This is a genomic window from Hungatella hominis, from assembly GCF_014288005.1.
GTDB lineage: Bacteria > Bacillota > Clostridia > Lachnospirales > Lachnospiraceae > Hungatella > Hungatella effluvii.
The window spans coordinates 210,466-236,390 of sequence record NZ_JACOPB010000002.1 but is presented as its reverse complement, the minus strand read 5'-3'; the positions used below and the strand labels follow the sequence as shown (position 1 = coordinate 236,390).

Here is a 25,925-nt window from a genome sequence, read left to right as displayed (position 1 = left end):
TTTCCTCCTTATTTAATGTCAGCTGAACCCAGCGTGTAATTTTCCAGAATATGACCGCCGATCAGATGCTCTTTGTATACTTCTTCCGCTTTCTCGGCATTCATCTTGATATAAGTTACTTTTTCTTTACCAGGCTCGAGAATCTCGACGATGGGCTCATACTGGCATAAGCCGATGCAGCCTGTCTGTGTAACGGAAAAACGGTCTGTCATGTTATTTTCCTGAACGAGTGTGGAAAGTTTATTAAGAACAGGTCTTGCGCCGCTGGCGATTCCGCAGGTTGCCATACCAACCAGTACACGGGTGCGTGCGTGGTCTTCTTCGCGCATGCTGACCTGACTCTGCATTTTCTCTCGGATTGCCTTTAATTCTTCAAGAGTCTTCATGTTATTCCTCCAATTCCGGCCGGTCTAAATGACCGCGCCACCATCTGTTTCAAGTTTGTTTTCTGCCAGATATTCCTTGATATAGGCGGATACCTCTGGAGTGTCAAAGGGGATATCCCCTAAAATCTCCCGAAACTCTCTGGTATCCAGTACAAATGACGCATCGTTATAGCGGTATGTATAGAGAAAATCCGTATCCGGATGGCATGTAATGAGCGTCTCTATCGTTCCGTTCATATCTCCAAGCGGCATCCGGTCAATATGGGAAAGACCGAAAACTGCGGTGACCGTGGTTCCCACACCGGGAGTTGAGTCGATGGTAAAGCTTCCGCCGGTGCTCTCTGCAGCATACTTAAAAAAGGGAATGCCAAGGCCTACCTTTCTCGTCTTTCTGGTCGTAAAAAATGGATCCGTCACATGAGCTGCCTGCTCCTCTGTCATGCCGCATCCATCATCCGCTATGGTGATAGTCAGCAGGTCAGAAGCAGTGTCAACGGCTGCGGTGATAGCGACAAGCGCTGCGCCCGCTCTCGTGGAATTTTCCGCTACATCCAATACATTTAAAGAAATTTCTGTCATCATGGGATTTTAACTATTCATATTTGGCAAGAATGCCAGGGACGTCATCGGGTGTCAGTCTGCCGTAAACTTCGCCGTTGATCATCATGACCGGAGCGAGTCCGCATGCGCCTACGCATCGGCAGGAGTCAAGGGAAAATTTACCGTCGGGAGTGCATTCTCCGTTGGTAATGCCAAGAAGTTCAACCAGCTTATTGTAAATCTCGCCGGAGCCCTTGACGTAACAGGCTGTACCAAGACAGACAGAAACCTGATATTTACCCTTTGGCTGGAGGGCAAACTGGGCATAGAAGGTAGCAACACCGTATATTTTCTCAAGCGGTATGCCCGTTTCATCAGATATCATGGTCTGTACTTCAATTGGAAGATAACCATAAATGTCCTGTGCCTTCTGCATGATCGGCATCAGGGCGCCTTTCGTGCCTTTAAGCTCGGAAATCACTTCTTTTAAAGCGGCTTCCTGCTCCTTTGTCCCGCTAAACAGGACACCTTGTTTTTTGCAAGCCATTTTATAACCTCCTTAAATTGTTGCTTATGCAATGTATCTAACATTCTACCATGATATTGAGAAAAAATCCATAGGTTCGGAGAGATTCGACAAAAAAATAACGATATATATAGGTAAAAATATACTGATTTCGCAATTGAATACATAGAAAAGTAGTAGGATATAGCAAAGGGCTGTAATCCGGCTCCTTTCTGCATCGGCAGGCAGGCCGCACACGGACCAGTTTTTTGTACAATTTTAACAGATAGAGGGCTGAAATATTCTATAAATAAAAGAAATTATATAAAAGGCTTTCCTTTCCTTCGAAAAATTACTATAATCTACTTATGAATTGAAAAAGAATATCATAGCTGAAGTGATAAAACCATCAAAAAGGAGAGTGTATGTATGACTGCTAGAGATGTAAAGGATATTCTGGGCGCCAGGGTGCTGGTTGGTGAGGATCATTTGGAGGTGGAAGTGCGGAGTGCCTGCGGTTCCGACATGATGAGCGATGTGCTGGCATTTTCCAAGGATCATTCGGTGCTGCTTACCGGGCTCTGCAATCCGCAGGTGGTCCGTACCGCAGAGATGCTGGATATCGTCTGCCTTGTTTTTGTCAGAGGGAAAAAGCCCGATGATGCCATGCTGGAAATGGCGAGGGAGAGAAACTTAATTGTGATGGCCACCGGCCACCGGATGTTCTCGGCCTGTGGAATGCTTTATTCAGCGGGGCTTCATGGAGGTGCGATCTGATGGATAACGTTATCACTCTGAAGTATCACATATCGCCGGATGACTTCACCAGGGCGGGTGAGGCCAGCAGCGATGTGAAGGGTAAGCTAAAGCAGATGGGCGTGAGCCCTGATGCTGTGAGAAAGGTTGCCATTGCCATGTATGAAGGGGAGATCAACATGGTGATTCATGCAAAGGGCGGGGAGATTACGGTCAACATAACGCCGGAAGAGATCGAGATGATCCTGGCGGACGTGGGTCCCGGAATTCCTGATGTAGAGCTGGCCATGCAGGCCGGATATTCCACTGCTCCGGACGAAGTGCGCTCTTTGGGCTTCGGAGCAGGCATGGGCCTCCCCAATATGAAGAAGTATTCGGATGTGCTGGAGGTTGACACAACGCTGGGAGTGGGTACAACCGTCCGGATGGTGGTGAAGATAGTATAAGCTGGGGGTGAGAAGGTGGATAAATTTTATCATTCAGTCAGGCTGGATGCGGAACTGTGCATGGGATGCATTAACTGCATCAAACGGTGTCCGACCCAGGCGATCAGGGTGAGAAACGGGAAGGCGCAGATCAACAGCAAATTCTGCATTGACTGCGGCGAGTGCATCAGGGTATGCCCCCATCATGCGAAGCATGCGACGTATGACAAGCTGGATGTGCTGAAACAGTACGAGTACACGGTGGCGCTGCCGGCGCCGTCCTTATACAGCCAGTTTAACAATTTAGACGATGTGAATATCGTGTTGAATGCCCTGCTGATGATGGGCTTTCACGATGTCTTTGAGGTGAGCGCGGCTGCCGAGCTGGTCTCGGAGGCCACCAGAGAATACTTAAGTGAGAATCCCGACCGGCTTCCGGCCATCAGTACGGCATGTCCTTCGGTGGTACGGCTGATCCGGGTCCGGTTCCCGAACCTGATTCCGAATCTCCTCCCGCTTAATCCCCCTGTGGAGGTGGCGGCGATCCTGGCGGCAGAGAAGGCCATGAAGGAGACCGGACTTCCAAGAGAGAAGATCGGTATCATTTTTATATCCCCGTGTCCTTCCAAGGTGACGTATGTGAAGTCTCCTCTGGGGACGGACCACAGCGAGGTGGACCGGGTGCTGGCCATCAAGGAGGTATATCCGCAGCTGCTGTCCTGCATGAAGGCGGTGGGAGACGACCCGCCGGAGATCGGGACGTCCGGAAAGATCGGCATCAGCTGGGGACGGAGCGGCGGGGAGGCCAGCGGCCTCTTCACGGAAGAGTATCTGGCCGCCGACGGGATCGAGAATGTCATCCGGGTGCTGGAGGACATGGAGGATCAGAAGTTTACGAACTTGAAATTTGTGGAGTTAAACGCCTGCAATGGTGGATGCGTTGGAGGCGTGCTGACCGTGGAAAACCCATATGTGGCAGAAGTCAAGCTGAAAAGACTCCGGAAATACATGCCGGTGGCGAGAAGCCATATCGAGGGAAACGCCGAGGAACTGGTCAAATGGACGAAGGATGTCCAGTACGAGCCGGTATTTAACCTGGGAAACACCATGATGGAGAGCTTTGCGAGGCTGGGTCAGGCGGAGCGGCTGTGCAAGAAGCTCCCGGGCCTGGACTGCGGCTCCTGCGGGGCGCCTACGTGTAAGGCGCTGGCCGAGGATATCGTGCGCGGGGAGGCAGTGGAGTCCGACTGTGTATACTATCTGCGGGAGAATTTACATAAGCTGTCCGAGGAGGTATCCATCCTGGCGGATGACATTGCCGCGGGCAATGCGGAGGGCTATGAGATGCTGAAGGTGATGACGGAGTACATCCAGAGGATTTCGGACGAGATGTCGCTGCTTGACAGCCGGGATGAGAAGGAAAAAGACCAGGAATAGGGAAGGAGCAGAAAATAGAATGACGGTTCAGGAGTTGATAGACAGCGGTATCTTCGGTGTCGTGAATGCCGGAGAGGGGCTGGAACGGGAAATCACAAAACCGTTCTGCTGTGACTTACTCAGTATTGCCATGGGGCGCGCGCCATTTGGATGCGCGTGGGTGACGGTGATGGGCAATATGAATACACTGGCGGTTGCGTCTCTGGCGGACGCGGCCTGTGTGATCATGGCGGAAGGGGCCGTGCTCGACGATGCGGCCAGAAAGAAAGCGGTCGATCAGGAGATCACGGTACTGAAGACGGAAGAACCTATATTTGAGGCGGCCCTCGCCGTCTGGAATAAGCTTCAGGCCGGGGCGCATGAAGAGCCTTAGCTACGATCTGCATATCCATTCCTGTTTATCACCGTGCGGGGATGACGATATGACCCCGGGCAATATTGTCGGGATGGCGGCCATAAAGGGACTGGATGTGATCGCGGTAACGGATCATAATTCCTGTAAAAACTGTCCGGCTGTCCTGCATTTTGCCAAGGAATACGGCGTTCTGGCCATTCCCGGGATGGAGATTAATACCTCGGAGGAGGTTCACGCCGTCTGTCTCTTTCCAAACCTGGAGGCGGCCATGGCCTTTGATTCCTACGTTTATGACAGGCTTATTCCATTTCCAAACAATGAGGAAATATTTGGTAAGCAGCAGCTATATAATAAGGAAGACGAAGTGTGCGGAACCGTGGCAAATCTCCTTATTAACAGCGTGGATATTTCCTTTGACGGGCTGTGGGAGCTGGTGCGCTCCTACGACGGCGTGATGTTCCCGGCCCATATCGATAAGACTGCCAACAGCCTGATTGCCAACTTAGGCTTCGTACCTCCGGACAGCCAGTTTAAGACTGCGGAGGTGAAGGATTTGAAGAAGCTGCATGAGCTGAAACAGACCAATCCGTACCTGAATGGATGTCGGATCATCAGCAATTCCGACGCCCATTACCTGGAGGATATCCACGAGCCGGAGCTTACGATCGAGGCTGGGGAAAAGAGCATGCAGGGCATTGTAGACTGCCTGCTCCGGCCGTTGGGAGTGTGAGCAGCGGACTATAGAAACGACAGGAAAGAAGCGATCCGCGCAGCAATTGCACAGACCGCCTCTTTCCTGTTTTTTTGTTGAGACATTCCTTCTGCCGCTTACGCTTCCGGGATCTCGAAGCTCTCGGAATGAAAATTGGTGTAGTAACGTCCGCTTAAGGCGGTAAAACGGAGGACGCAGTAATCCGGGTCTGTGACTCCGCCTGGGTAATACATGGTGTCGCCTTCCTGCCAGATCATCTCCCTGCTCTCACTGTCCTCCAAAACCTCCATGGTTCCGGTCAGCATGGCGCCGCGGAAAAAGCGGCTGTCGCAGACGTAGACACACGCCTTCGGGTTTTCACGGAACTGCCCGACCCTCATGGAAGAGGTGTTTGTGGTGAAATAGATGGTTCTGATTCCATCTCGTTTCCGTGGCCGCAGCATGGCCTTGACATTGGGAAATCCATCTGCGGAGATGGAACCGATAAATGAGACACTCTGTTTGTCAAGCATATTTCCTACGGTATTCTGGGCGTCTTTCATATGTAAATCCTCCTTTTTTCTCATTATAGAACAGTGAGACGGGCGTGAACAGTACCCACTTTTTTGTAACTACAGCAGCCCTTTTTCTCTCAGAAAATCTTCCCGCCCATCTTCTGTCATCATGTCGATCCCAACGCTCTGCATGATGGTAACCGCTTCAAAGATCTTCCTGCCCCGGTCGGTTAAGTAGTATTCCACCTTCAGCGGATAGCCGTCGTAGGCAGTCTTGCCAACGAAGCCGTACTGGGCCAGCTCGCTTAACTGCTGGAGCAGCATCTTCTGGGAAATGCCGGCGATTTCTTTTTTGAGAGAGGAGAGGGAGCGGCCGCCCTTATTCAGCTGCCACAGGATGATGGGCTTCCATTTGCCCCTGATTGCATCGTGGGTAAGCTCCAGCGGGCAGGTGTATTCGTTTCTCTGCTTCATATCTGATACCTCCTGAACACGTACGCCCTATGCGGGGCGGATCGATTTTTTGTACTCGGTGGGCGATACGCCGATTTTTTTCTTGAAGATTCTTGTAAAATAATTCACGTCTTCGATTCCTACATAGTAGGCAATATCCTGAATCTGAATATCGGTGGTGTTCAGCAGCTTCAGAGCGGTGTCGATCCGGCGGCCGTTGACGTAGTCGGTCAGGGTCATGCCCATCTCCCGGCGGAACAGGGAGGAGAGGTAACTGGCGTTGACACTGAACATCTGTGATAAGGATTTTAAACTCAGGTTTGAGCTTAAGTTTAAGTTAATGTGGTTTAAGAGGTCTCGGATCAGCGGCGGATAGTTCTTGAGGGACTGATTTTTGACGAGGAGGCAGTATTTCCGCACCATCTCAATCCGCAGGTTTTCCAGCTGTCTGCGGGAAGTAGAGGCCTCAATCTGGACGGCATAATGATGGGAAATCTCATCTAAGTATACCGGATGGACCACCGCCTTCTCCGCGGCCTTGCGCAGCAGCGTATTTAAAACAATGATCAGGTTCTTGCTGTCACGGATGGGGTCCTTATATCTGGGGGCGATACGGAAGTCTAAAAATGTCTCGAAGCGGCGGACTGCCAGCACCTGGTCTCCCCGCATGACGGCATCCAGAAATTCGTTTTCCGCGGCGTAGCGTTTTTCCGTCACGTGGATGGAAAATGCGTGTTCCGGATCAGGAATGTAGTTCCAGCCGCTGTACTGCTCGTTCCAGTCCTCTGTCATATAGCGGATGGTGAGATCGTGATGGTCCTCATACAGGAAGACGGCAATATGGTTTAACGCCGCGGTGATTCGCGCGGGATCTACGATGGATAAGTTCTGATAGTACTGCTTTAACACGGGAAGCGTCTCTAAGGTCAGCCGGTTCCGGTTGATGACTCGGTTATACAGGAACTCGTTGGCTTCCTCCGTCATATAGGGACCTACCAGAAGGCAGCCGGAATGATTCTTTTCCGGAAGAGGCATGAGAATATAGTGACTGAAAAAATGGTCCGTGATGCTGTAGATATATTTCTCCTCGGCTTTTTCCATTATTTCACTGAACAGTTCTCTGGCGTCATGTCCGGTGAAAATGGATTTCCGCAGGGAGAAATCAATATCCGTCAGTTCTTCCGAACCGGGAGAGAGAACGGAGGTCTGCACGCCGAGCGTGGTGGATAGAAGGGAGATCATCAAATCGATGACCGCTGTCTGAGGTTCATGGCTCATATAAGGGGGTCTCCTTTGTAACGAAATCTTTATACTACTTTTTTTTTATATTATACCATACAAAACAAATATTGTGCTGATAACTACAAAAATTATCCTCAAGACTTTTATGTATTTATGGTAAAGTTTGTTTATCGAAAAAAGATAAACTTACCTTTAGGAGGGGAAATTTTGCATGAAAAGAAAATTTGGTTTCAGGGATAAGATCGGTTATATGTTCGGCGATTTCGGCAATGATTTTTTCTTTATGCTGGCCAGCACGTTTCTTATGGTATTCTATACGAAGGTACTTGGCATCAGTGCAATGGCGGTAGGAACGCTGTTTCTGGTTGCCCGGTGTGTGGACGCATGTACTGATATTACCATGGGGCATATCGTGGATACGGCAAAGCCTGCAAAGGACGGAAAGTTCCGACCGTGGATCCGCAGGATGTGCGTTCCGGTGGTGGTGGCCGGCGTCCTGATGTTTAATCCGTTTATCGCGGATAAGTCCATGACATTTAAGATGGTGTACATCTATCTTACATATTTATTCTGGGGAAGTATCTGCTATACGGGAATCAATATCCCCTATGGCTCCATGGCGTCGGGAATCACCGCGGAACCCATCGAGAGAGGCCAGCTTTCCACATTTCGAAGCGTAGGAGCGGCATTGGCCGGCGTGTGTGTCAATGTGGGCGTTCCCCTGTTTGTATACGCCTATGAGGGTGGAAACCAGGTGGTTCTGGCAGACCGTTTCTTCTATATTGCCTGCCTGTTTGCGGTTCTGGCCCTGATCTGCTATATCCTGTGCTACAGCCTGTCAACAGAGCGTGTAAAGCCGCAGGTGAAGGAGACAAACAAAGGCAGCTTTGCAAGAGCTGTGAAAGGAATGATGCACAATCGCAGCCTGCTGGCCATCATCGGAGCGGCCATCGTTCTTCTGCTCTCCATGCTGCTGTCCGGAAGCATGAACACGTACTTATACATGGATTACTTTAAGAGTAAAGAAGCCATGTCGCTGGCCGGATTCTTCAGTACCGGCGCAACTCTGATTCTTGCACCATTTTCAACGACAATTTTAAAGAAGTTCGGTAAGAAAGAAGCTTCCGCATTTTCCGTATTATTTGCTTCCATTATTTATTTCATTTTGTTTTTCTTCAGATTTCAAAACCCATGGACCTTCTGTGTCATGATCGCCTTTGGAAACCTGGGAACCGGACTCTTTAACCTCTTAATCTGGGCATTTATTACGGATGTAATCGATTACCAGGAGGTACAGACCGGAAGCCGCGACGACGGCACTATTTACGCGGTTTACTCCTTTGCCCGTAAGATCGGCCAGGCGCTGGCAGGCGGCCTCGGCGGCTGGGTTCTGGGCGCCATCGGCTACCAGTCCTCCAAAGCTGGTGAGGTCATCGTACAGACGGAATCCGTCACCAAAAATATCTATACCGTGGCGACTCTGGCTCCGGCCGTCTGCTACCTGATTGTAGGCCTGATTCTGTTGTTTGCATATCCGTTATCCAAGAAAGTGGTAGAGGAAAACAACCGTATTCTTGCGGAGAGACGGGCTGCTGAGAAATAGATGGACTGCTGCGGAAAACAACGGCTGCTGTGAAAAACTAACTGCAAAGAAAGGTGAGAACAATGGGTGATTTATTTGAGAACTTTCAGCGAAAAAAGGAGTATCTGATCTGCATCGATTCTGACGGATGTGCCATGGACACGATGGATATCAAACATTTTCAATGCTTTGGCCCCTGCATGGTGAAGGAATGGGGGCTGGAGCAGTGGGAGAAAGCGCTCCTGGAGCGCTGGAACGAAGTGAATCTGTATTCCATGACCCGTGGAATCAACCGGTTCAAGGCGCTGGCCATCGTTCTCCACGAGGCCTCCGGAAAGTACCGTTCCATAGACGGGATCGATGCGTTTGTCCGGTGGTGTGAGACGGCGCCGGAGCTGTCGGGCGAGGCATTGTCGAAGATGGAGACGGACGAAGCCCACGTTTGTTTTCAGAAGGCGCTCTCCTGGTCGAAGGCAGTAAATGCTGCCATCGGAGGACTTCCGGAGGAGGCGAAAAAGCCGTATGAGGGTGTGGCGGAAGGTATCCGGGCGGCCCATGAGAAGGCCGATATCGCCATTGTCTCATCGGCCAATAAGCAGGCTGTGGTGGAGGAATGGGAGCGGTGCGGACTTCTTCCATTCACGGATATCGTGCTGACACAGACCGAAGGCTCCAAGGCATACTGCATCAGCCGTCTTCTGGAGGCCGGATATGAAAGAGATCACGTCCTGATGATCGGTGACGCGCCCGGAGACCATCAGGCGGCCGGACAGAACGGTGTCTGCTACTATCCGATTCTGGTGAAGAAGGAGGCGCAGTCCTGGAGACAGTTTCGGGAGGAAGCGTTGGAACGTTTTCTAAACGGCAGCTACCGGGGCGAATATGAGAATCAGTGTGCTGCGGATTTTGAGAAAAATTTAGGAAAAGGAGAAAACAATGGTTAATTTAAGAGAAAAACCTTATTATTTAAATGATGAAGATATGAAATGGGTGGAGGATACCATCGCGTCTATGACAGATGAGGAGAAGATCGGACAGCTGTTCGTCAATATGGTGACCTCCAGAAAACCGGAAGATCTGGAAAATGCGGTAAAGAACTATCACGTCGGAGCGATTCGTTATCACAATGCGCCGCCGGAGGAGTTATACGAGCAGAACCGGATTCTTCAGGAAAATTCGAAAATCCCGCTGTTGATCGCTTCCAACTGTGAAGCGGGCGGAAACGGCGGCGTGGGCGGCGGTACCGCGGTGGCCTGCGGGGCGGCGACAGCGGCTGCGGACGACGAGGAGACTGCCTGTGAGGTGGCGAGAATCGGGGCTTTAGAGAGCGCGGCTATCGGATGCAACTGGAACTTCGCACCGATTGTAGATCTGCTCTATAACTGGAGAAATACCATTGTCCAGTGCAGGGCCTTTAACAACAGCCCGGAAGATACCATCCGGTATGCGAAGGCATTTTTCAAGGGTACCAGAACTCAGAATATGGCTACCTGTATGAAGCATTTCCCGGGCGATGGAACCGAAGAGAACGACCAGCACCTTCTCATGGGCGTCAATGATATGACCTGCGAGGAGTGGGACAACACCTTTGGAAGAGTCTACAAAGAACTGATCGACGAAGGCGTCATGACCATTATGGCGGGGCATATCGCACTTCCCGCTTATACGAGAAAGCTTCGTCCCGATACCGCAGACGAGGACATTCTGCCGGCAACCCTGTCCCCGGAGCTGATTACGGATTTATTGAAGGGCCGTCTTGGATTCAATGGCCTGGTAGTAACCGACGCGTCTCATATGATCGGCATGTTTGCGGCCATGCCTCGCCGGGATCAGGTTCCGCAGGCGATTGCCGCGGGCTGCGATATGTTCCTGTTCTTCAACGACATGGACGAGGACTTCGGCTATATGATGGAAGGTTACAGAAACGGCGTAATTACGGAGGAGAGGCTAAGTGACGCGCTTCACCGGATTCTCGGAATCAAGGCGGCGCTGAAACTACACAAGCTGCAGGCCGAAGGCCGTCTGATGCCTCCGAGAGAGCAGCTGTCGGTGATCGGATGCAGTGAGTTCCACAAGTCTGCCGCAGAGCAGGCCGACAAGTTTATTACTCTCGTCAAGGACACGAAACATTACCTTCCAATGACGCCTGAGAAGTATAAGAGGGTGAAGCTGGTATTTATCGGCGGAGAGGGGACGGTAATCGCCGGTAAGCTTCAGGCGGACGACAGCGCTCCCATAAAGGAGATGGTCGTAAGGAAGCTTACGGAAGCCGGATTCATCGTGGACGGCGATACGCCGGCTGTAAAAGGTAAGATGGAGGACCTGCGCAAAAAGTATGACGCGTGTCTGGTGGTATTTAACGTATCGGGATTCGCACAGTACAATACCATGCGTGTAAAATGGGCGCAGCCCGCAGACCAGCCGTGGTACGTGTCGGAACTGCCCACCATATTCCTCTCTCTGAACTATACAAACCATCTGATCGACGTGCCGATGGCAAAGACTTATATCAATGCCTATCTGAATTCGGAGGAAGCAGTATCCGCCGCTATCAGTAAAATGACAGGAAAGTCCCCGTTTAAGGGCAGATACAGTGAAAATGTATTCTGCGGCCGCTGGGATACCAGAATTTAATCGTAAAACTCCTCTGCCCGAATGAGTTCCATTCAAACGGCAGGGGAGTTTTTGCCTTACGATTTTAAATCTTTCAATGTCAGCCCGTTTTCACGGCCCTGTTTCCTCCAGCCGATTGAAGCAGCGGCTAAGTAGAGCGGGCGGGGGAAGGAGAGGGAGATGAGCTGGTCCTTTCCTTTTTCAAGGCGTCCGATACGTGCAGCCATGTCTTTCAGCGCGGTGCCCAGCGGCTTTTTAATGCCCTTTTGCAGCGGAGCGCTTTTTATCTGAGCCAGCATGGCCCCGGCGCCGCATCCAATGCCCTGTTTGTATTCGAAACCGCAGCGCAGGCACCAGCTCTCCACGATCCGAAGAGCGAGCGCGGCCTGCTTTCCCTCGTAAAATCCACAGTTTATGGCGGCATAAACGGCCAGCGGTTCTTCAGTTGCCGGGAGCCTGTTGTTTTTCTGCTGCCATTCCAGTTCCATTAAAAAGGAAAGCAGATGGGACGGAACGGCATCCACATAGAGCGGGAAGGAGAGGACAAGAAAGCTGGAACCGCTAAGATGTTTTACGTCCTCGGGTGACGGCTCCCAGCGCATACCTGTGTAAGCGGACGAGGCGGCGGGATGGGAAGCGGTAACGGCCATGACGGCCGTCTCTGTGCCGGGATCGAGTAAAGACCTTAAATCGTCCAGCAGCGCGCCGGAGGAGCTGTCGCGTCTCTTCGGGCTGCCGTTTATCAAAATTCCTTTCATGCCATATTCCCCCTTATCTGTTCCGGTGTCTGATAGAAATGCACGGTGCAGCCGGAAGCTCCGAAATTGACGGCGTTTGCCTTCGCCAGGCGGTCCGCGGTCTCTTCCTCCAGCTTTGTGATGGCGTCCCCATAGAAATGCGTCGTGATTGCCATACGGTTATCGTGCCGCATGACATGGTGCATCTCTCCGTTAATGATGCGGAAAAATGGCTGGAGATAACCGATGCTGCGGTCCAGAATATTTTTCACATATGGGCTGTAGCCGCCGTAGCAGCAGCGGCTGATGAGTATGAGTTCGCTGGTCCTGGACAGCAGTTTGCCCATCTCCTGATAGGAATCGGGAAGGACGCAGCTGCCCGGAGTCTTGATCCAGCAGCCAAAACAGCCAATACAGGGGCGTGCCGGATACATGGGGGACAGGATGACGGCAGACGGCTCGGAGGTTCCGAGCCTGGTCAACTGAGCGGTTTCGGGAAACAGTTCTTCAAATACGGCGGGGTCAAAGTCGTGGATGATTGTTTTCACTGAGGGGACCTCCTTTTTGGGTGTTTGCTGTTGTGGTGGAGTTTTCTGTTGCCAGCCCGGAACACCATTCAATCAGCATCTCATAGTAACGGATTCCATAGACAAGCACAGATCCGTGGAACGTGTGGCCGGCGGCCAGATTTCTGTTATTCAGCTCTTCTCTCTGTGCCTTCAGCTCTCCGAGCCCTACGGAGGCGGTCTCCATAAACAACTCCAGATTCTGCTTTGCAGTAATGGGATCTAAATACTCGTAGAAGAAAAACGGCACCAGGTAGTCGAGGCGTGTTTTTACAAAACGCACCGGCTGCTTTAACCAGGTAAGAAAGACACCGCGGCCTTCTTCCGTAATGGAATAGAGCTTCTTAAACTTTCCCCCGGTCACTTTTTCTTCTGAGAGGATGAGTTTTTTCTCTTCCAGCCTCTTTAACGCGGGATAAATGCTCCCATAGCTGGCATCGAAGAAATAGGACGTGCTTTCCGCCATATACTGCTTTAAGTCATAACCGCTGGCGGCGCATCCCATTAAAAAACCAAGAATGATATACTCTAACATAATATTACCTCCTGATATATATCAAAACGATATATATTATGCCGATACTATATCAGGTAACCATTCCAAAGTCAAGGGAATAAAAAAAGTAAGTGACAGTTGACGTACCCTTTTTCTTTCATGTACAATGAAAGAGGATGCCGTCTGTCATCGTGTATAAGAGCGCAGGCGGGAAAGGAAGAGGTATGAGAAATCTTTTCGCGAAATACAGGGAAGTTATACTCGGTCTGTTGATACTGATTTTACTGACCGTGTCGTGGCTCTTATACGCGAGTACTTTGAAACATGATTTTCAGAATGAGATCATCTCTTCTCTTGAGGAGGTTTCCACACAGGGAAAGAGTATTCTGGAAAAAGAGATAAATGGAAAGCTGGAATTATTGACCGAGGTTTCGCGCCGCGTCGGTTTTTACACAGTGGACAATTATGAGGAGGCCGCTGCCATGCTGGCCGCCACCGCGCAGGAGAATGGGTTTAAGCGGATGGGGGTCATCACTGCGGATGGAACGACATATACCACGGATCATGTACGTATGGATCTGTCAGACCGCCCTTATTACAGAAGGGGCCTGGCGGGGGAAAACAGTGTATCCGATCCCCTGGTGGACCGGGAGGGGAGTGAAACGATCCATGTATATGCGGTGCCTGTCTATCATGATGGAGAGGTGACGGCGGTTCTGTTTGGCACCTATGATATCAACGAGATGCGCAGGCAGCTGGAGGTGACCTCCTTCGGAGGACGCGGATATACGTATATCGTAAATAAAGAGGGCAACTGCATCGTGGATTCCACTAATTCCTACAGTTACTCCAATATGCAGAATATTTTTACGTCCATGGAAGCGGAAGACAGGAAGAATCAGGCGATTGCGGACCGGATGAAGGTGGATTTTGAGAATGGGCAGGATGGATGCGTCAGATTCATAAATAAAGGGGTTCAGTACATGTACTACCGGCCGCTGCCCATCAATGACTGGTATCTGCTCACCGTGGCACCGGCCAGTGTGCTGGACAGCAAAATGAACGCGGTGCTGGGTCGGACGTATCTGCTGGGCGTGTTTATGGTGCTGATTTTCGTGGGAATCCTGGTTTATGTTCTGAAGGATCAGAAACGGAGGAAGGCCGAGCTCATGCACAGCCTCTATACGGATGAGATCACCGGCGGTTACTCCTTTGCCAAATTCCAGGTGGAGGCGGAGAAAAAGATACGCCGGGCAGAGGCGGGGAGCCTGTCCCTGGTCAGCCTGGATATCGATGATTTTAAGTTTATCAATGAGCTTCTGGGATATGAGGAAGGAAATCACCTGATCCGGTATATTCATGGAGTTCTGGCGGGATGGTGCGGAGGCGAGGAACTTTTCGCTCATCAGTCTGCGGATATGTTTGTGGCACTCGTTGACGGTCACGACCATGATGCCTTGTGCAGGCGATTAGAGGAACTTTGCAGCCGTCTTCAGTCGTATTCCATCTGGCCTCAGAATAAGCTGGCTATCGTGCCGGCCATGGGGATATTCCAGATTCGAGACAAGAGCCTTACACTGGATTTCTGTCTCGACTGCGCAGGCATTGCCAGAAAGAGCCAGAAGGGACAGTTCGCCGTCCATTACGCGTTCTATGATGAGCGGGTGAAGGAACAGATCTACCGGGATAAGCGGATCGAAGCGGTGATGAAGAGCGCGCTGGAAAATGGAGAATTCAGGGCGTATTACCAGCCCCAGTACGACGCGGAATCCAAGCGGATCGTAGGGGCAGAGGCCCTGGTGCGCTGGGCGAGGCCTGACGGTGAGATCGTGTCGCCGGGCGAGTTTATCCCGCTGTTTGAGAAAAATGGATTCATCAGCGAGCTGGACCGGTATATGTTCCGGATTGTCTGTGAACAGCAGAAGGAATGGGGGAACCGTGGATATGCGGTGGTGCCGGTATCCGTCAATGTATCGAGAAAGCTTCTCTATGACCTGAATTTTGTGGAGAAATACAACCGGATTCTGACAGAAACAGCGGTGGAAGTCCAGAATGTGGAGGTCGAGATTACGGAGAGCGTCTTCTTCGACAACCAGCCTCGGCTATTGGATGCCATCAGGCATCTGCATCAGTCCGGTTACCGGATCCTTCTGGATGACTTCGGTACGGGGTATTCCTCTATGGCTATGCTGAAGGACATGTCGTTTGACACGCTGAAGATCGATAAAAGCTTCGTTGACAATATTGGTGATGAGAGAGGCAATAAGATCGTGGATGGTATCATACGCCTGGCGGAGTCGCTGGAGCTGAGCACCATCGCCGAGGGCGTGGAGACGAGAGAGCAGTACGAGTATTTAAAGGCGCACGGATGCGACGTAATACAGGGGTATTACTTTGGCCGGCCGATGACCGCGGAATCATTTGAAATGCTGCTGAGCAGTCAGACGGCCGGCAGATAGAGTTTTGTAAGCAGGAGCAGGAGCCCGGGAGGTAATCTTATGGGGTCTGCTCCCCTTTTTTATCCTGGGAGAGGATGAGGCGGTTGATCTCATCCGCCTCGTGGCGGTGTACGGCCGAAAAGTATCGGTCGATCAGGAACGCGATAAACACACACAGCAGTGATGTGTATAGAAAGCTGCTGATGGTGAGAACCGTCCAGTTTAAAACAAAGCTTGCAATAATGACAATCGCATACTCTGCTGCGAAGAACGTGGTCTTGTACGCCCTTTCCGACTGAAACGGAATGTGATCGCACACGACCGATACGAGCTGTATGAAAATGATAAGCCCTGTAAGTTCCAGGACAAAGACGCCGCTCAGTGCATAGTTGTTTCCCAGAATCAGGTTATAGATTGCGTTAAACAGGATGACGATGGTAAATGCGATCGCCGAACTGGGAAGATAGGTTCTTAAAAATCGTTTCATGGCATTTCCTCCTTGTTATCGGGATAATTTTTCTTTCAGCGCAGGTATATAATTTCTGCTGACAATGAGCTTTTCACCATTTTTCAGCAGGGCCTCCAGCCTGTGATTCCACAGGGGGGACACGCTCTTCAGCCAGGCGGTGTTGACGATGCAGTTTTTGCTGATCCGGACAAATGTGGTATTGGCCAGCTTTTCCTCAAGGGACGAAAGCGTCTCACGGCTTTCGTACACATTTTTGCCGCTGTAGAGGAATGTGCGTCCGTCAGCGGAGTCCACATAGATAATCTCCTCGGAATGCAGATAGAAGGAAGTCTCACCGATCCGCCCTTCCAGTGAAAAGGAGTACTGTCGGATATAGTCCAGGAGACGCTTAAGCCGCTGGTCGGCAATGTGGCACCGGATTTCGATTTCGGGCTCGGAAAGGCCGAGCCCTTCGTGCAGTGTTATTTTCATGTCATTCTCCTTTTTGAATATCCAGTGCACCGGATTTATGATATCATTATAGAAGTAGCTGGAATAAAGAACAAGGGGAACCGGCCAAGATGCCTTGGAGGGCGATGAAATACATTACAGGGCTGTGACCTGTAACTGAAATACAGAGAGAGGAAGAGAAGGGGTAGATAACATGGCAAAGACGATGGGAGCTGTTATGGGTGATAACATGAAAGAGGAGATCATTCTTCAGACAGAAAGGCTGGCTCTGCGGCGGCTTCGGCGGGCAGATTACGATGACCTCTGCCTGATGTTAAAGGATGAAGAGGTGATGTACGCCTATGAGCATGCATTTGAGGACTGGGAGGCCGCCGACTGGCTGGACCGTCAGCTTATGCGCTATGAAAAATACGGGTTTGGCTTATGGGCCGTGATTTTAAAGGAGACTGGGGAGCTGATCGGACAGTGCGGGCTGACCATGCAGGAGGCCGGCGAAAGAGAGGTGCTGGAGGTCGGTTATTTATTCAGAAAGGATTTCTGGCACTGCGGATACGCGCTGGAGGCCGCTGCCGCGTGCAGGGATTATGCATTTGAGAAGCTGGGAGCGGAGGAGGTGTATTCCATTATCCGGGATACCAACGCTCCTTCCAGGGCCGTGGCGGAGAGAAACGGTATGACCGTTTGCGGCAGTATCGTTAAGCACTACTATGGAATGGACATGCCCCACCTTCTGTACAGAATTAGCCGCTCGGAAGCGGGGGCAGATTCGGCGCAGAAGGCGGGGCAGGATCTGGAGCATGTGTGAAATGCTATTTCTCGTCACATACCTGGAATATGAAGAATTTTAAATAGTAAGAGGTTTCATCTCCGGACCAGAGAATGGGATGATCCGGTGCCTGCGTCCGGTATTCGACCTGGCGGAGGCGCTTGTGGACATTGCCGGCGGCTTCCCGGATGGTCTTTTCAAATAACTCCGGTGTCATGAAGTGGGAGCAGGAGCAGGTGGCTAAGTAGCCGCCGTCCTTTACCAGCTTCATACCTCTTAAATTGATCTCCCGGTAGCCTTTAACCGCGTTCTTTACGGAGTTTCTGGACTTTGTGAAGGCGGGGGGATCGAGGATGACGACGTCGAATTTCTCACCCTGGCGTTCCAGCTCGGGAAGCAGCTCAAAGACATCGGCACAGCGGAATTTGACCGTATCTGAGAGGCCGTTTAAGGCCGCGTTTTCTTCGGCCTGGGCGACTCCCAGCTCGGAGGCGTCCACACCCAGGACGGAGGAAGCGCCAGCCAGACCGGCATTAAGCGCAAAGGAGCCGGTATGGGTGAAGCAGTCTAATACCCGTTTGCCGGCGCAGAGTCTCTGAATTGCCAGCCGGTTGTATTTCTGATCAAGGAAGAAGCCTGTTTTCTGCCCGTCTTTGACATCTACGAGATAATGCACGTTATTTTCCACGATCTCCACCTTGGTGTCGAAGGGATCGCCGATGAAGCCCTTGAAGCGCTCCATGCCTTCCTGGAGACGGACCTTGGCATCACTTCGTTCGTAGACGCCGCGGATCTGGATTCCGTCCTCGGCCAGGACCTTCTTAAGCTTGTCCAGGATAACCGGCTTGAACCGGTCGATTCCCAGGGCAAGGGATTCCACAACGAGTACGTCGGAAAACTTATCGATGACAATACCCGGAAGAAAATCGGCCTCGCCGAAGATGAGACGGCAGCTGGAGGTGTCAGTCGTGGTCTTCCTGTACTCCCATGCGGCGCGCACTCTCATCTCCAGAAAGTCGTCGTCCACAACGGTATCCTTTTTTCTGGACATTATGCGGACGGTCAGCCTGGAGTTGGCGTTGATGAATCCATGGCCCAGCGGATAACCGTCGAAGTCTTCCACGAATACCATGTCGCCATTGGCGTAATCCCCCTTGATGGTGTCGATCTCATTGTCATAAATCCACATGCCGCCTGCTTTCAACGAGCGGCCTTCGCCTTTTTTTATCCTTACAACTGCAGATTCCATATAGATTCTCCTTTTTGATTGTGAATACTCTTGTATATTAAAACTGGTTTTTCAGTCTGCTCAGCAGACGGTACAGCGGGTCAAACAGCAGGAGTGTGACGGCAAAGTTGCTGATGCCGTGAACAATGTCGAAGGGAATGCCTGCTGTCCACCATGCAAACGCGGCTCCGATGCCGCCTGTAAAGAAGTAGGAGACGGCGCACAGCAGCCCAAAGAGCATACCGAAGATCCCCGCAAGCAGTGCGGCCGATATGGAACGTGGTTTTCCGTTCCATCCCATGAGAAATACGGAACCGCAAAGGATCGCCCACACATAGAGATAAGAAAACCACCACAGGCCGAAGCCGTAGATCAGTCCTTCCAGAATGACGAATACATAGAGGATGAACCAGACATGGCGGCGGAATACGAGGGTATACAGAATCAGCAGGAGCGATACCAGCTCGACATTGGGAAGCCAGGACAGGCTGACCTGCAGCACCAGAAGGATTGCGGCAAGAAACGCGTCACGGACAAGTTCCTTTGTTTTCATGTTATCCCCCTTTTGCCCAAAGAAACGGCGGCTCCATTACTGGTCCGCCGGTGTATATACAATACTGTAATTTTCTCCGTCTTTGATGGGCTGCATGCTGATGCCGTAGTTGCAGGGCTCATGATCTAAAAGCAGCGCCCAGTAGGCTCCATCCTGTGTATAGTCCGCCCGCACTCCATTAACGGTAATCATCATGAGGCCGTATTCCTCGGTGGTGGTGCCTTCTATGGTCAGCTCCGGAATGTCATCCACCGCCTCCTTCAAGTACTGTGCCTCGGTAGTAACGTGATAGCTGTCCTCACTGCCATCCTTGTAAATCACATCGATGGTGATGGTTTTACTGCCAACCATGGGAACGGGTTTTGAAAAGTTATAGATAACCAGCAGCAGCGCCAGCACGGCCACAGCCACGCAGGCACCGAGAAACGGGGAGGGACGTTTCAGTCTCTTATGTCCTTGTTTGTCTGTAATCATCATTAAAGTCTTCTTTCTATACTAAGTTCTCATAGTATAGCATAAAAAGGCAGGGAAACTCAAGAAAATTTAGGGATACTGAGAAAATACTTTTCCCAGGTCCCGGGGTGGTGTATAATGAGGGGCAGTTGGCCGCTGTTTATTGGCATGATAACGGGAACGGGGCGGCCGGACAAGAGATGAAACGGAGAGTCAAAATGGAAGAATATCGGAATATCAGACAGGAAATTACAGAGTGTGAGAAATTATTGATCGGTCTGGGGGAAGAGTGGAAGGCGGAATTTGTCCCGGATATAGCAAATGTGTATGAGAAGCTGGCGGAGCTGACGGAGGGCAGGGACTTTTTTATCGTGACGACAGTGACGGATGCCCGGATCTTTGAGTCCGGGATCGATGCATCGAGAATTGTGGCTCCCTGCGGAAATGAAACGTGGCGCCAGTGTTCCCGCTCCTGCACGAAGGATATCTGGGAGCCGGGGGAGATTCCGGAGGATATATGCCCTCACTGCGGCGCGCCGCTGACGGGAAATACCATCAAGGCGGAAACTTATATTGAGGAAGGATATCTGCCTCAGTGGAATAAGTATACCGCCTGGCTGGCCGGCACATTGAACAAGAGGCTGGTTATCCTGGAACTGGGGGTAGGATTTGCCGTGCCTACAGTGATCCGGTGGCCGTTTGAGAAGACGGCGGCGCTGAATAAGAAGGCTCATATGTACCGGATCCACGGGAAATTTGCACAGCTTTCCGCTGAAATGGGGGAAACGGCTGTGTCTGTCCCGATGAATTCCGTGGAGTACTTTAGAAATTTATACTTCAACTTTTAACAAAATAAGCTTAACGGCAGTGGCGGGCGGAGAGAAATCGCTATCCCCCACTGACATGAAGTCAAGCCGCGCATCTATAAGATGTAGTCGCACTCTGTGAAATTATCGAGTGTGGATTGAAACAAAGTTGTACAATCAGGGATCCTGTGATAAAATGTTGAAAAAAGGCGATACGAGGTGACGGCCATGATAGCGATTATTGATTACGATGCCGGAAATTTAAGAAGTGTGGAAAAGGCACTGGATGCATTGGGAGAGCAGCCGGTTATCAGCCGGGATGAGAAGACGATTCTTTCTGCGGACCGGGTGATTCTGCCGGGAGTTGGTTCCTTTGGAGATGCCATGGGGAAGCTCCGTCAATACGGATTAGTGGATGTGATTCACCGCGTGACAGACCAGGGAACTCCGTTTTTAGGAATTTGTCTGGGGCTGCAGCTTTTATTTGAGCGGAGCGGGGAGAGCGTTAGCGTCCCCGGCCTGGGAATTCTTCCGGGAGAGATTGTGAAGTTCCCGGATACGCCGGGGCTCAAGGTTCCCCACATGGGCTGGAACTGTCTGGACATCCGTCCGGAAGCAAAGCTTTTTAAAGGACTGGCTTCGGGGGAATATGTGTATTTTGTCCATTCATATTATTTAAAAGCGGAGAATGAAGGGGATGTAGCGGCGTCCTCCGTTTACGGTGTCCGTTTTCACGCTTCCGTGGAACACGGCAACATCTTTGCCTGTCAGTTCCACCCGGAAAAGAGCGGTACCACGGGATTAAAGATTCTGAAAAATTTCATTGAACTACAATAGGAGGTGGCCGGATGCTGACGAAAAGGATAATTCCATGTCTCGATGTACATAACGGACGCGTGGTGAAGGGCGTCAATTTCGTGAATTTAAAGGATGCCGGAGATCCGGTGGAGATCGCGGCCGCATACGATAAGGCCGGAGCGGATGAGCTTGTCTTTCTGGATATCACAGCTTCCTCAGACAATCGGAATACCGTGGTGGATATGGTGCGCCGCGTGGCGGAAACGGTTTTTATCCCATTTACCGTGGGCGGCGGAATCCGCACGGTAGATGATTTTAAACTGCTTCTCCGGGAGGGCGCGGATAAGATATCCATCAATTCCTCTGCTATCAACACACCGGAGCTGATCTCCGATGCGGCGGACAAATTCGGACGCCAGTGCGTGGTTGTTGCCATCGATGCCAGAAGGCGGGCCGACGGAAGCGGATGGAATGTATACAAAAACGGCGGCCGTATCGACACGGGGCTGGACGCTGTGGAGTGGGCTATTAAGGCCGACCGCATGGGCGCGGGGGAGATTCTCTTAACCAGCATGGACTGCGACGGCACAAAGGCGGGATATGACGATGAATTAAACGCCGTGATCGCAGAATGCGTCTCCGTACCGCTCATTGCGTCGGGCGGCGCCGGAACAAAAGAACATTTTTACAATGCCCTGACGACGGGAAAAGCAGACGCTGCGCTGGCGGCTTCCCTGTTCCATTATAAGGAACTGGAGATTATGGATCTGAAGCGCTATCTGGCGGACCGGGGACTGCCTGTGAGGTTATAGGGCAGAGGATTACGATACAGTCAAAAGTATACAGGACAATACGAAAGGAAATAACAGCAAAATGGGTGCGATCGATAATGACTGGCTGGAACCACTGAGTGTGGAGTTTAAGAAGCCATATTACAAGGAACTTTATAAGAAGGTTAAGCAGGAGTATGAGACGAAAAGAGTCTTTCCGGAGGCGGATGACATCTTTAATGCGTTTCAGTTTACGCCCCTTTCTAAGGTAAAGGTGGTGATTTTGGGGCAGGACCCCTACCACAATTACGGGCAGGCCCACGGCCTCTGCTTCTCCGTAAAGCCGGATGTGGATGTACCTCCGTCGCTGGTGAACATTTATCAGGAGCTGCACGACGATCTGGGATGCGATATCCCCAATAACGGCTATTTAAAGAAGTGGGCGGATCAGGGCGTCATGCTGCTCAATACAGTGCTGACTGTCCGCGCTCATGCGGCTAACTCCCACCAGGGAATCGGATGGGAGACATTTACGGACGCGGCTATTAAAATCTTAAACGAGCAGGACCGGCCAATGGTATTCTTATTGTGGGGCCGACCGGCACAGAATAAGAAGAGTATGCTGACCAATCCGAAGCACCTGATTCTGGAGGCACCGCATCCCAGCCCCCTTTCTGCGTTCCGGGGCTTTTTCGGAAGCAGGCATTTCAGCAAAACCAATGAGTATTTAAAGGCCAACGGGCTGGAGCCCATAGACTGGCAGATTGAAAATATATAAGAATGGAGACGGAAAATAAGAGATGAGTATAATTGAGACATTAAAGGTAATCGTACTTGGAATCGTGGAGGGATTTACCGAATGGCTCCCCATCAGCAGTACGGGCCATATGATACTGGTAGATGAAATCATCCACCTGAAACAGCCGGAAGATTTTAAAAACATGTTTATGGTCGTGATCCAGCTGGGCGCGATTCTGGCGGTCGTGGTCATGTACTTCCACAAGCTGAATCCATTTTCACCGACGAAGAAACCCGCACAAAAGCGGGCCACACTGGAGCTGTGGTCCAAAATTATCCTCGCGTGTATCCCGGCGGCCATCATAGGACTTCTTATCGATGACATTATGGAAAAATACCTGATGAATGGTTATGTCGTTGCGGCCACCTTAATTATCTATGGCGTACTGTTCATCGTTATTGAAAACGCGAATAAAAGCCGAAACTTTGAGATGCAGCGGGTGGGAGACATCTCTTACCAGACGGCGCTTTACATAGGCCTTTTCCAGCTCCTGTCCCTGATCCCCGGCACATCCCGGTCCGGTTCCACCATCCTGGGCGCCATGATCCTTGGATGCTCCAGAGGCGCTGCCGCCGAGTTTTCTTTTTTCCTGGGAATCCCCGTTATGTTCGGCGCCAGCTTCTTAAAGATTGTAAAATATGGTCTCCATTTCACCGGCCCTCAGGTCTTCTATCTGATCCTCGGCATGGTAGTGGCTTTCATTGTCTCCGTATACGCAATCCGCTTCCTGATGGGCTACATCAGAAAACACGACTTCAAATTCTTCGGTTACTATAGAATCGTCCTTGGAGTCATCGTTTTAGTCTACTTTGGAATCACAGCCTTTATCGGCTGACTCGGTTTGGCAGCATATAATATTAGAGTTAGAAACGGATTTACGTAAATGAAAAGCTAAATAATTAAAAACGAAAAACAGAGGCATGCCGCAGACCCACCAGGGTTTGCAGCATGCCTCTGCTTTTTATTTAAACTTTCTTATTCAAACTTTTCTTAAATCTCCACGGCTCCCAGGACGATCACAGCCCTCGCTCCAATCGTGACCGAATGGCAGGCCGCTTCTTTCCAGCCGCTCACACGTTCCGGAATACTTTCTTTCCCTCTCCCCGTATCGACGAGCAGGTTCCAGCAAAATCCCTCGGGAAGTTTTGGCAGGCCGATTGTCAGCGGTTCCCAGTAGGTATTGACGGCGAGGTAGATGATATCCTCGGTGCCGTCGTCGTGTTTCCCGGCGTACATGATGCCGATGTAGTGGGTATAGGCCGCTGTTTCATTCTTCCATGCCTCTGTTCCGTGGACGCTGACAGGTGGAAATCCGGTGCTGGAAGGAATCGTCTCCCTTCGGATTACCGGATGACTCCTTCGAATGGCGATCATACGGCGGAAGAATGCATGGATTTCCCGGTTCTTCTCCAGCAGTGACCAGTCCAGCCAGGAGATGTGATTGTCCTGGCAGTAGGCGTTGTTATTGCCGTACTGGGTGTTTCCGAATTCGTCACCGGCGAAGAACATCGGAGTCCCGCGGCTGCACATTAAGACTGCACAGGCGTTCTTGATCATTCGGAAACGGAGCGCCAGAATGTCAGGATCATCGGTCTCGCCCTCGATACCGCAGTTCCAACTGTTGTTGTTACTGTCTCCGTCTGTATTGTTCCAGCCGTTGGCCTCGTTGTGTTTTTCGTTGTAACTGTAGAGGTCATAGAGGGTAAAACCGTCGTGGCACGTCAGGAAGTTGACGGAGGAATTATATCCACGTGTGGCCGGCGGATAGAGATCCGGCGAGCCAGTGATTCTCATGACAGCCGCAGCGGCAGTGTTGTCATCTCCCTTTAAAAAACGGCGCATATCGTCCCGGTATTTGCCGTTCCACTCCGCCCAGCGGTTCCAGGAAGAGAAGGAGCCGACCTGGTATAAACCTCCCGCGTCCCAGGCCTCGGCGATCAGCTTCGCACTGGCGAGAACCGGATCGTAAGATAAGGATTCCAGAAGCGGAGGCTTGTGAAGCGGCGTGCCATCCTCGCTTCGCCCGAGGATAGAAGCCAGATCAAATCGGAAACCGTCTACGTGGTAATGGATGGTCCAGTACCGGAGGCAGTCCAGAATCAGCTGCTGGACGATGGGATGGTTGCAGTTTAAGGTATTGCCGCAGCCGCTGAAATTATAGTAGAAGCCTTCGGGGGTCAGCATGTAGTAAATATGGTTGTCAAAGCCCTTGAAGGAGAAGAATCCGCCCTTTTCATTGCCTTCTGCGGTGTGATTGAAGACGACGTCGAGATAGACCTCCATGCCGTGCTCTTTTATGGTGCGGATGAGCGTCTTCAGCTCCCTGCCCTCGTGGTTGTGCTCGCTTTTTGAGGCGTAGCTGGTGTTGGGAGCGAAGAAGCTGACGGGATTGTAGCCCCAGTAATCCAGCAGCATCTTCCCGTCCACGCTGCGCTGGTTGCGCATCTCGTCAAATTCAAAAATGGGCATCAGCTCGATGGCGTTGACGCCCAAGTCCTCCAGATAGGGAAGTTTTTCCATGATTCCCTGAAAGGTTCCGGGAGCGGTGACCCCGGAAGAAGCATCTCTTGTAAATCCCCTGACATGAAGCTCATAAATAATTAAATCCTCCATGGGAATAGGAGGATGGCAGCAGTCGTCCCAGTTGAAATTGTCTGAGACTACCCTCGCTTTATACCGAAAGCCGCTTTCCGGCTTGGAGCCCCATGTGCCCTGTCCGGTAACGGCTTTCGCATAAATGTCCAGAAGGTATTTGGTTTTGTCGAAGATAAGCCCTTTCTTTGGATCATACGGCCCATCAATGCTGAACGCATACTCCAAATCCCGGGTGTCTAAGCCGAACACGATGATGGAATAGACATTCCCGATCCGGTAACGGTCCGGGATGGGGATCTTCGCGTATGGTTCGCTTTCGTTATGGTGAAACAGCAGCAGCTCGCAGGACGCAGCTTCCTGTGAATGAAGCGTGAAACTGACTCCTCCAGGTATCAGACGCGCGCCGAATTCTTCGTACAATCCTGGTCTTACGGAAAAACCGGATATGGTGTCAAGCGGCCTGAAATCATCGGTGTACTGTGGCATATCGGTGTCCTTTCT

30 protein-coding genes are annotated in these 25,925 nt (G+C 51.2%); 15 read left to right on the top strand and 15 right to left on the bottom strand.

The window, feature by feature from the left end:
- Positions 1–8 precede the first annotated feature (8 nt).
- Genes H8S75_RS05360 through H8S75_RS05350 form a run of 3 tightly spaced genes read right to left on the bottom strand, consistent with a single transcriptional unit; the run spans position 9 to position 1,473 of the window.
- A complete protein-coding gene (locus H8S75_RS05360) occupies positions 9–386 on the bottom strand; it encodes a (2Fe-2S) ferredoxin domain-containing protein (RefSeq protein ID WP_002604566.1) in 378 nt (125 codons plus the stop codon).
- A gap of 24 nt (positions 387–410) precedes the next feature.
- Entirely contained in the window at positions 411–968 is a 558-nt protein-coding gene (locus tag H8S75_RS05355; RefSeq protein ID WP_002604565.1) for a sensor histidine kinase, read from the bottom strand.
- 10 nt (positions 969–978) lie between these two features.
- Positions 979–1,473, bottom strand: coding sequence for an NADH-quinone oxidoreductase subunit NuoE family protein (locus H8S75_RS05350; RefSeq protein ID WP_002604564.1), 495 nt, complete (start codon positions 1,471–1,473; stop codon positions 979–981).
- Between the two features lie 387 nt (positions 1,474–1,860).
- Between H8S75_RS05350 and H8S75_RS05345 the strand changes: the two genes are divergently transcribed.
- The 5 genes from H8S75_RS05345 to H8S75_RS05325 are packed head-to-tail and all read left to right on the top strand — an operon-like array spanning position 1,861 to position 5,134.
- Positions 1,861–2,208 (top strand): DRTGG domain-containing protein, encoded by a 348-nt coding sequence (locus H8S75_RS05345; RefSeq protein WP_187019920.1) that lies wholly within the window; start codon positions 1,861–1,863, stop codon positions 2,206–2,208.
- Complete coding sequence (locus H8S75_RS05340) at positions 2,208–2,633, top strand: ATP-binding protein (RefSeq protein ID WP_187019918.1); 426 nt, start codon at positions 2,208–2,210, stop codon at positions 2,631–2,633. The genes H8S75_RS05345 and H8S75_RS05340 overlap by 1 nt, the downstream gene beginning before the upstream one ends.
- 15 nt (positions 2,634–2,648) lie before the next feature.
- Entirely contained in the window at positions 2,649–4,049 is a 1,401-nt protein-coding gene (locus tag H8S75_RS05335) for a [Fe-Fe] hydrogenase large subunit C-terminal domain-containing protein (RefSeq protein WP_187019917.1), read from the top strand.
- 19 nt (positions 4,050–4,068) lie between these two features.
- Positions 4,069–4,422 carry a hypothetical protein gene (locus tag H8S75_RS05330; protein ID WP_025531293.1) on the top strand — a complete coding sequence of 118 codons (354 nt, stop codon included), beginning with the start codon at positions 4,069–4,071 and terminating at the stop codon, positions 4,420–4,422.
- Positions 4,409–5,134, top strand: a complete 726-nt coding sequence (locus H8S75_RS05325) for a PHP domain-containing protein (RefSeq protein ID WP_187019915.1) — start codon at positions 4,409–4,411, stop codon at positions 5,132–5,134. Before H8S75_RS05330 ends, H8S75_RS05325 begins: the two co-directional genes overlap by 14 nt.
- A 98-nt stretch (positions 5,135–5,232) precedes the next feature.
- Here the strand turns inward: H8S75_RS05325 and H8S75_RS05320 are convergent, their stop codons facing one another.
- From H8S75_RS05320 to H8S75_RS05310, 3 genes are all read right to left on the bottom strand, one after another.
- Entirely contained in the window at positions 5,233–5,658 is a 426-nt protein-coding gene (locus H8S75_RS05320; protein ID WP_187019913.1) for a pyridoxamine 5'-phosphate oxidase family protein, read from the bottom strand.
- 69 nt (positions 5,659–5,727) lie between these two features.
- Positions 5,728–6,084, bottom strand: coding sequence for a winged helix-turn-helix transcriptional regulator (locus tag H8S75_RS05315; RefSeq protein ID WP_187019912.1), 357 nt, complete (start codon positions 6,082–6,084; stop codon positions 5,728–5,730).
- Positions 6,085–6,111: 27 nt separating this feature from the next.
- The gene (locus tag H8S75_RS05310) at positions 6,112–7,341 is read right to left on the bottom strand and encodes an AraC family transcriptional regulator (protein ID WP_187019910.1); all 1,230 of its coding nucleotides are present in this window, start codon (positions 7,339–7,341) and stop codon (positions 6,112–6,114) included.
- Positions 7,342–7,516: 175 nt separating this feature from the next.
- Between H8S75_RS05310 and H8S75_RS05305 the strand changes: the two genes are divergently transcribed.
- The 3 genes from H8S75_RS05305 to H8S75_RS05295 all read left to right on the top strand — a co-directional run bounded on the left by H8S75_RS05305 (position 7,517) and on the right by H8S75_RS05295 (position 11,521).
- Positions 7,517–8,908, top strand: a complete 1,392-nt coding sequence (locus H8S75_RS05305; RefSeq protein ID WP_187019909.1) for an MFS transporter — start codon at positions 7,517–7,519, stop codon at positions 8,906–8,908.
- A 62-nt stretch (positions 8,909–8,970) separates the two neighbouring features.
- Entirely contained in the window at positions 8,971–9,831 is an 861-nt protein-coding gene (locus H8S75_RS05300; RefSeq protein WP_187019907.1) for an HAD family hydrolase, read from the top strand.
- Positions 9,824–11,521, top strand: coding sequence for a glycoside hydrolase family 3 protein (locus H8S75_RS05295; protein WP_187019906.1), 1,698 nt, complete (start codon positions 9,824–9,826; stop codon positions 11,519–11,521). The genes H8S75_RS05300 and H8S75_RS05295 overlap by 8 nt, the downstream gene beginning before the upstream one ends.
- 56 nt (positions 11,522–11,577) lie before the next feature.
- On the opposite strand, the gene H8S75_RS05290 is transcribed toward H8S75_RS05295, so the two are convergent.
- The 3 genes from H8S75_RS05290 to H8S75_RS05280 are packed head-to-tail and all read right to left on the bottom strand — an operon-like array spanning position 11,578 to position 13,338.
- Positions 11,578–12,258, bottom strand: a complete 681-nt coding sequence (locus tag H8S75_RS05290; protein WP_187019904.1) for a hypothetical protein — start codon at positions 12,256–12,258, stop codon at positions 11,578–11,580.
- Positions 12,255–12,785: a flavodoxin family protein gene (locus H8S75_RS05285; protein WP_187019902.1), complete on the bottom strand. Its 531-nt coding sequence runs from the start codon at positions 12,783–12,785 to the stop codon at positions 12,255–12,257. The genes H8S75_RS05290 and H8S75_RS05285 overlap by 4 nt, the downstream gene beginning before the upstream one ends.
- On the bottom strand, positions 12,760–13,338 hold the full coding sequence (locus H8S75_RS05280) for a helix-turn-helix transcriptional regulator (protein ID WP_187019901.1): 579 nt from the start codon (positions 13,336–13,338) through the stop codon (positions 12,760–12,762). Before H8S75_RS05280 ends, H8S75_RS05285 begins: the two co-directional genes overlap by 26 nt.
- Positions 13,339–13,523: 185 nt before the next feature.
- Here H8S75_RS05280 and H8S75_RS05275 point away from each other — a divergent pair, with 185 nt between their 5' ends.
- On the top strand, positions 13,524–15,758 hold the full coding sequence (locus tag H8S75_RS05275; protein ID WP_187019899.1) for a bifunctional diguanylate cyclase/phosphodiesterase: 2,235 nt from the start codon (positions 13,524–13,526) through the stop codon (positions 15,756–15,758).
- A gap of 37 nt (positions 15,759–15,795) precedes the next feature.
- On the opposite strand, the gene H8S75_RS05270 is transcribed toward H8S75_RS05275, so the two are convergent.
- Together H8S75_RS05270 and H8S75_RS05265 are read right to left on the bottom strand one after the other, a co-directional pair.
- A complete protein-coding gene (locus H8S75_RS05270; RefSeq protein WP_187019897.1) occupies positions 15,796–16,224 on the bottom strand; it encodes a DUF3021 domain-containing protein in 429 nt (142 codons plus the stop codon).
- Between the two features lie 15 nt (positions 16,225–16,239).
- The gene (locus H8S75_RS05265; RefSeq protein WP_187019896.1) at positions 16,240–16,677 is read right to left on the bottom strand and encodes a LytTR family DNA-binding domain-containing protein; all 438 of its coding nucleotides are present in this window, start codon (positions 16,675–16,677) and stop codon (positions 16,240–16,242) included.
- Between the two features lie 172 nt (positions 16,678–16,849).
- On the opposite strand from H8S75_RS05265, the gene H8S75_RS05260 reads away from it, so the two are divergent.
- Positions 16,850–17,461: a GNAT family N-acetyltransferase gene (locus H8S75_RS05260; RefSeq protein WP_187019894.1), complete on the top strand. Its 612-nt coding sequence runs from the start codon at positions 16,850–16,852 to the stop codon at positions 17,459–17,461.
- Positions 17,462–17,465: 4 nt separating this feature from the next.
- Here the strand turns inward: H8S75_RS05260 and H8S75_RS05255 are convergent, their stop codons facing one another.
- The 3 genes from H8S75_RS05255 to H8S75_RS05245 are packed head-to-tail and all read right to left on the bottom strand — an operon-like array spanning position 17,466 to position 19,680.
- The gene (locus tag H8S75_RS05255; RefSeq protein ID WP_187019892.1) at positions 17,466–18,671 is read right to left on the bottom strand and encodes a class I SAM-dependent rRNA methyltransferase; all 1,206 of its coding nucleotides are present in this window, start codon (positions 18,669–18,671) and stop codon (positions 17,466–17,468) included.
- Positions 18,672–18,708: 37 nt separating this feature from the next.
- Complete coding sequence (locus H8S75_RS05250; protein WP_002604544.1) at positions 18,709–19,203, bottom strand: hypothetical protein; 495 nt, start codon at positions 19,201–19,203, stop codon at positions 18,709–18,711.
- Positions 19,204–19,239: 36 nt separating this feature from the next.
- A complete protein-coding gene (locus tag H8S75_RS05245) occupies positions 19,240–19,680 on the bottom strand; it encodes a DUF4430 domain-containing protein (RefSeq protein ID WP_243270186.1) in 441 nt (146 codons plus the stop codon).
- Positions 19,681–19,874: 194 nt separating this feature from the next.
- Here H8S75_RS05245 and H8S75_RS05240 point away from each other — a divergent pair, with 194 nt between their 5' ends.
- The 5 genes from H8S75_RS05240 (at position 19,875) to H8S75_RS05220 (ending at position 23,664) form a co-directional block, all read left to right on the top strand.
- Positions 19,875–20,504, top strand: a complete 630-nt coding sequence (locus H8S75_RS05240; protein WP_187019891.1) for an SIR2 family NAD-dependent protein deacylase — start codon at positions 19,875–19,877, stop codon at positions 20,502–20,504.
- Between the two features lie 186 nt (positions 20,505–20,690).
- Positions 20,691–21,299 carry an imidazole glycerol phosphate synthase subunit HisH gene (gene hisH, locus H8S75_RS05235; protein WP_110324666.1) on the top strand — a complete coding sequence of 203 codons (609 nt, stop codon included), beginning with the start codon at positions 20,691–20,693 and terminating at the stop codon, positions 21,297–21,299.
- A gap of 11 nt (positions 21,300–21,310) precedes the next feature.
- Complete coding sequence (hisF, locus tag H8S75_RS05230) at positions 21,311–22,072, top strand: imidazole glycerol phosphate synthase subunit HisF (protein ID WP_187019889.1); 762 nt, start codon at positions 21,311–21,313, stop codon at positions 22,070–22,072.
- A 61-nt stretch (positions 22,073–22,133) separates the two neighbouring features.
- Positions 22,134–22,808, top strand: coding sequence for a uracil-DNA glycosylase (locus H8S75_RS05225; RefSeq protein WP_002604539.1), 675 nt, complete (start codon positions 22,134–22,136; stop codon positions 22,806–22,808).
- Between the two features lie 22 nt (positions 22,809–22,830).
- Entirely contained in the window at positions 22,831–23,664 is an 834-nt protein-coding gene (locus H8S75_RS05220) for an undecaprenyl-diphosphate phosphatase (protein WP_187019887.1), read from the top strand.
- A gap of 155 nt (positions 23,665–23,819) precedes the next feature.
- On the opposite strand, the gene H8S75_RS05215 is transcribed toward H8S75_RS05220, so the two are convergent.
- Positions 23,820–25,910, bottom strand: coding sequence for a glycogen debranching protein (locus H8S75_RS05215; protein ID WP_187019885.1), 2,091 nt, complete (start codon positions 25,908–25,910; stop codon positions 23,820–23,822).
- Between the last annotated feature and the right edge of the window lie 15 nt (positions 25,911–25,925).

Coding starts and splice junctions, on each gene's coding strand:
- H8S75_RS05360 (WP_002604566.1), bottom strand. CDS start 386: ATGAAGACTCTTGAAGAATTAAAGGCAATCCGAGAGAAAATGCAGAGT.
- H8S75_RS05355 (WP_002604565.1), bottom strand. CDS start 968: ATGATGACAGAAATTTCTTTAAATGTATTGGATGTAGCGGAAAATTCC.
- H8S75_RS05350 (WP_002604564.1), bottom strand. CDS start 1,473: ATGGCTTGCAAAAAACAAGGTGTCCTGTTTAGCGGGACAAAGGAGCAG.
- H8S75_RS05345 (WP_187019920.1), top strand. CDS start 1,861: ATGACTGCTAGAGATGTAAAGGATATTCTGGGCGCCAGGGTGCTGGTT.
- H8S75_RS05340 (WP_187019918.1), top strand. CDS start 2,208: ATGGATAACGTTATCACTCTGAAGTATCACATATCGCCGGATGACTTC.
- H8S75_RS05330 (WP_025531293.1), top strand. CDS start 4,069: ATGACGGTTCAGGAGTTGATAGACAGCGGTATCTTCGGTGTCGTGAAT.
- H8S75_RS05325 (WP_187019915.1), top strand. CDS start 4,409: ATGAAGAGCCTTAGCTACGATCTGCATATCCATTCCTGTTTATCACCG.
- H8S75_RS05320 (WP_187019913.1), bottom strand. CDS start 5,658: ATGAAAGACGCCCAGAATACCGTAGGAAATATGCTTGACAAACAGAGT.
- H8S75_RS05315 (WP_187019912.1), bottom strand. CDS start 6,084: ATGAAGCAGAGAAACGAATACACCTGCCCGCTGGAGCTTACCCACGAT.
- H8S75_RS05310 (WP_187019910.1), bottom strand. CDS start 7,341: ATGAGCCATGAACCTCAGACAGCGGTCATCGATTTGATGATCTCCCTT.
- H8S75_RS05305 (WP_187019909.1), top strand. CDS start 7,517: ATGAAAAGAAAATTTGGTTTCAGGGATAAGATCGGTTATATGTTCGGC.
- H8S75_RS05300 (WP_187019907.1), top strand. CDS start 8,971: ATGGGTGATTTATTTGAGAACTTTCAGCGAAAAAAGGAGTATCTGATC.
- H8S75_RS05295 (WP_187019906.1), top strand. CDS start 9,824: ATGGTTAATTTAAGAGAAAAACCTTATTATTTAAATGATGAAGATATG.
- H8S75_RS05290 (WP_187019904.1), bottom strand. CDS start 12,258: ATGAAAGGAATTTTGATAAACGGCAGCCCGAAGAGACGCGACAGCTCC.
- H8S75_RS05280 (WP_187019901.1), bottom strand. CDS start 13,338: ATGTTAGAGTATATCATTCTTGGTTTTTTAATGGGATGCGCCGCCAGC.
- H8S75_RS05275 (WP_187019899.1), top strand. CDS start 13,524: ATGAGAAATCTTTTCGCGAAATACAGGGAAGTTATACTCGGTCTGTTG.
- H8S75_RS05270 (WP_187019897.1), bottom strand. CDS start 16,224: ATGAAACGATTTTTAAGAACCTATCTTCCCAGTTCGGCGATCGCATTT.
- H8S75_RS05265 (WP_187019896.1), bottom strand. CDS start 16,677: ATGAAAATAACACTGCACGAAGGGCTCGGCCTTTCCGAGCCCGAAATC.
- H8S75_RS05260 (WP_187019894.1), top strand. CDS start 16,850: ATGGCAAAGACGATGGGAGCTGTTATGGGTGATAACATGAAAGAGGAG.
- H8S75_RS05255 (WP_187019892.1), bottom strand. CDS start 18,671: ATGGAATCTGCAGTTGTAAGGATAAAAAAAGGCGAAGGCCGCTCGTTG.
- H8S75_RS05250 (WP_002604544.1), bottom strand. CDS start 19,203: ATGAAAACAAAGGAACTTGTCCGTGACGCGTTTCTTGCCGCAATCCTT.
- H8S75_RS05245 (WP_243270186.1), bottom strand. CDS start 19,680: ATGATGATTACAGACAAACAAGGACATAAGAGACTGAAACGTCCCTCC.
- H8S75_RS05240 (WP_187019891.1), top strand. CDS start 19,875: ATGGAAGAATATCGGAATATCAGACAGGAAATTACAGAGTGTGAGAAA.
- hisH (WP_110324666.1), top strand. CDS start 20,691: ATGATAGCGATTATTGATTACGATGCCGGAAATTTAAGAAGTGTGGAA.
- hisF (WP_187019889.1), top strand. CDS start 21,311: ATGCTGACGAAAAGGATAATTCCATGTCTCGATGTACATAACGGACGC.
- H8S75_RS05225 (WP_002604539.1), top strand. CDS start 22,134: ATGGGTGCGATCGATAATGACTGGCTGGAACCACTGAGTGTGGAGTTT.
- H8S75_RS05220 (WP_187019887.1), top strand. CDS start 22,831: ATGAGTATAATTGAGACATTAAAGGTAATCGTACTTGGAATCGTGGAG.
- H8S75_RS05215 (WP_187019885.1), bottom strand. CDS start 25,910: ATGCCACAGTACACCGATGATTTCAGGCCGCTTGACACCATATCCGGT.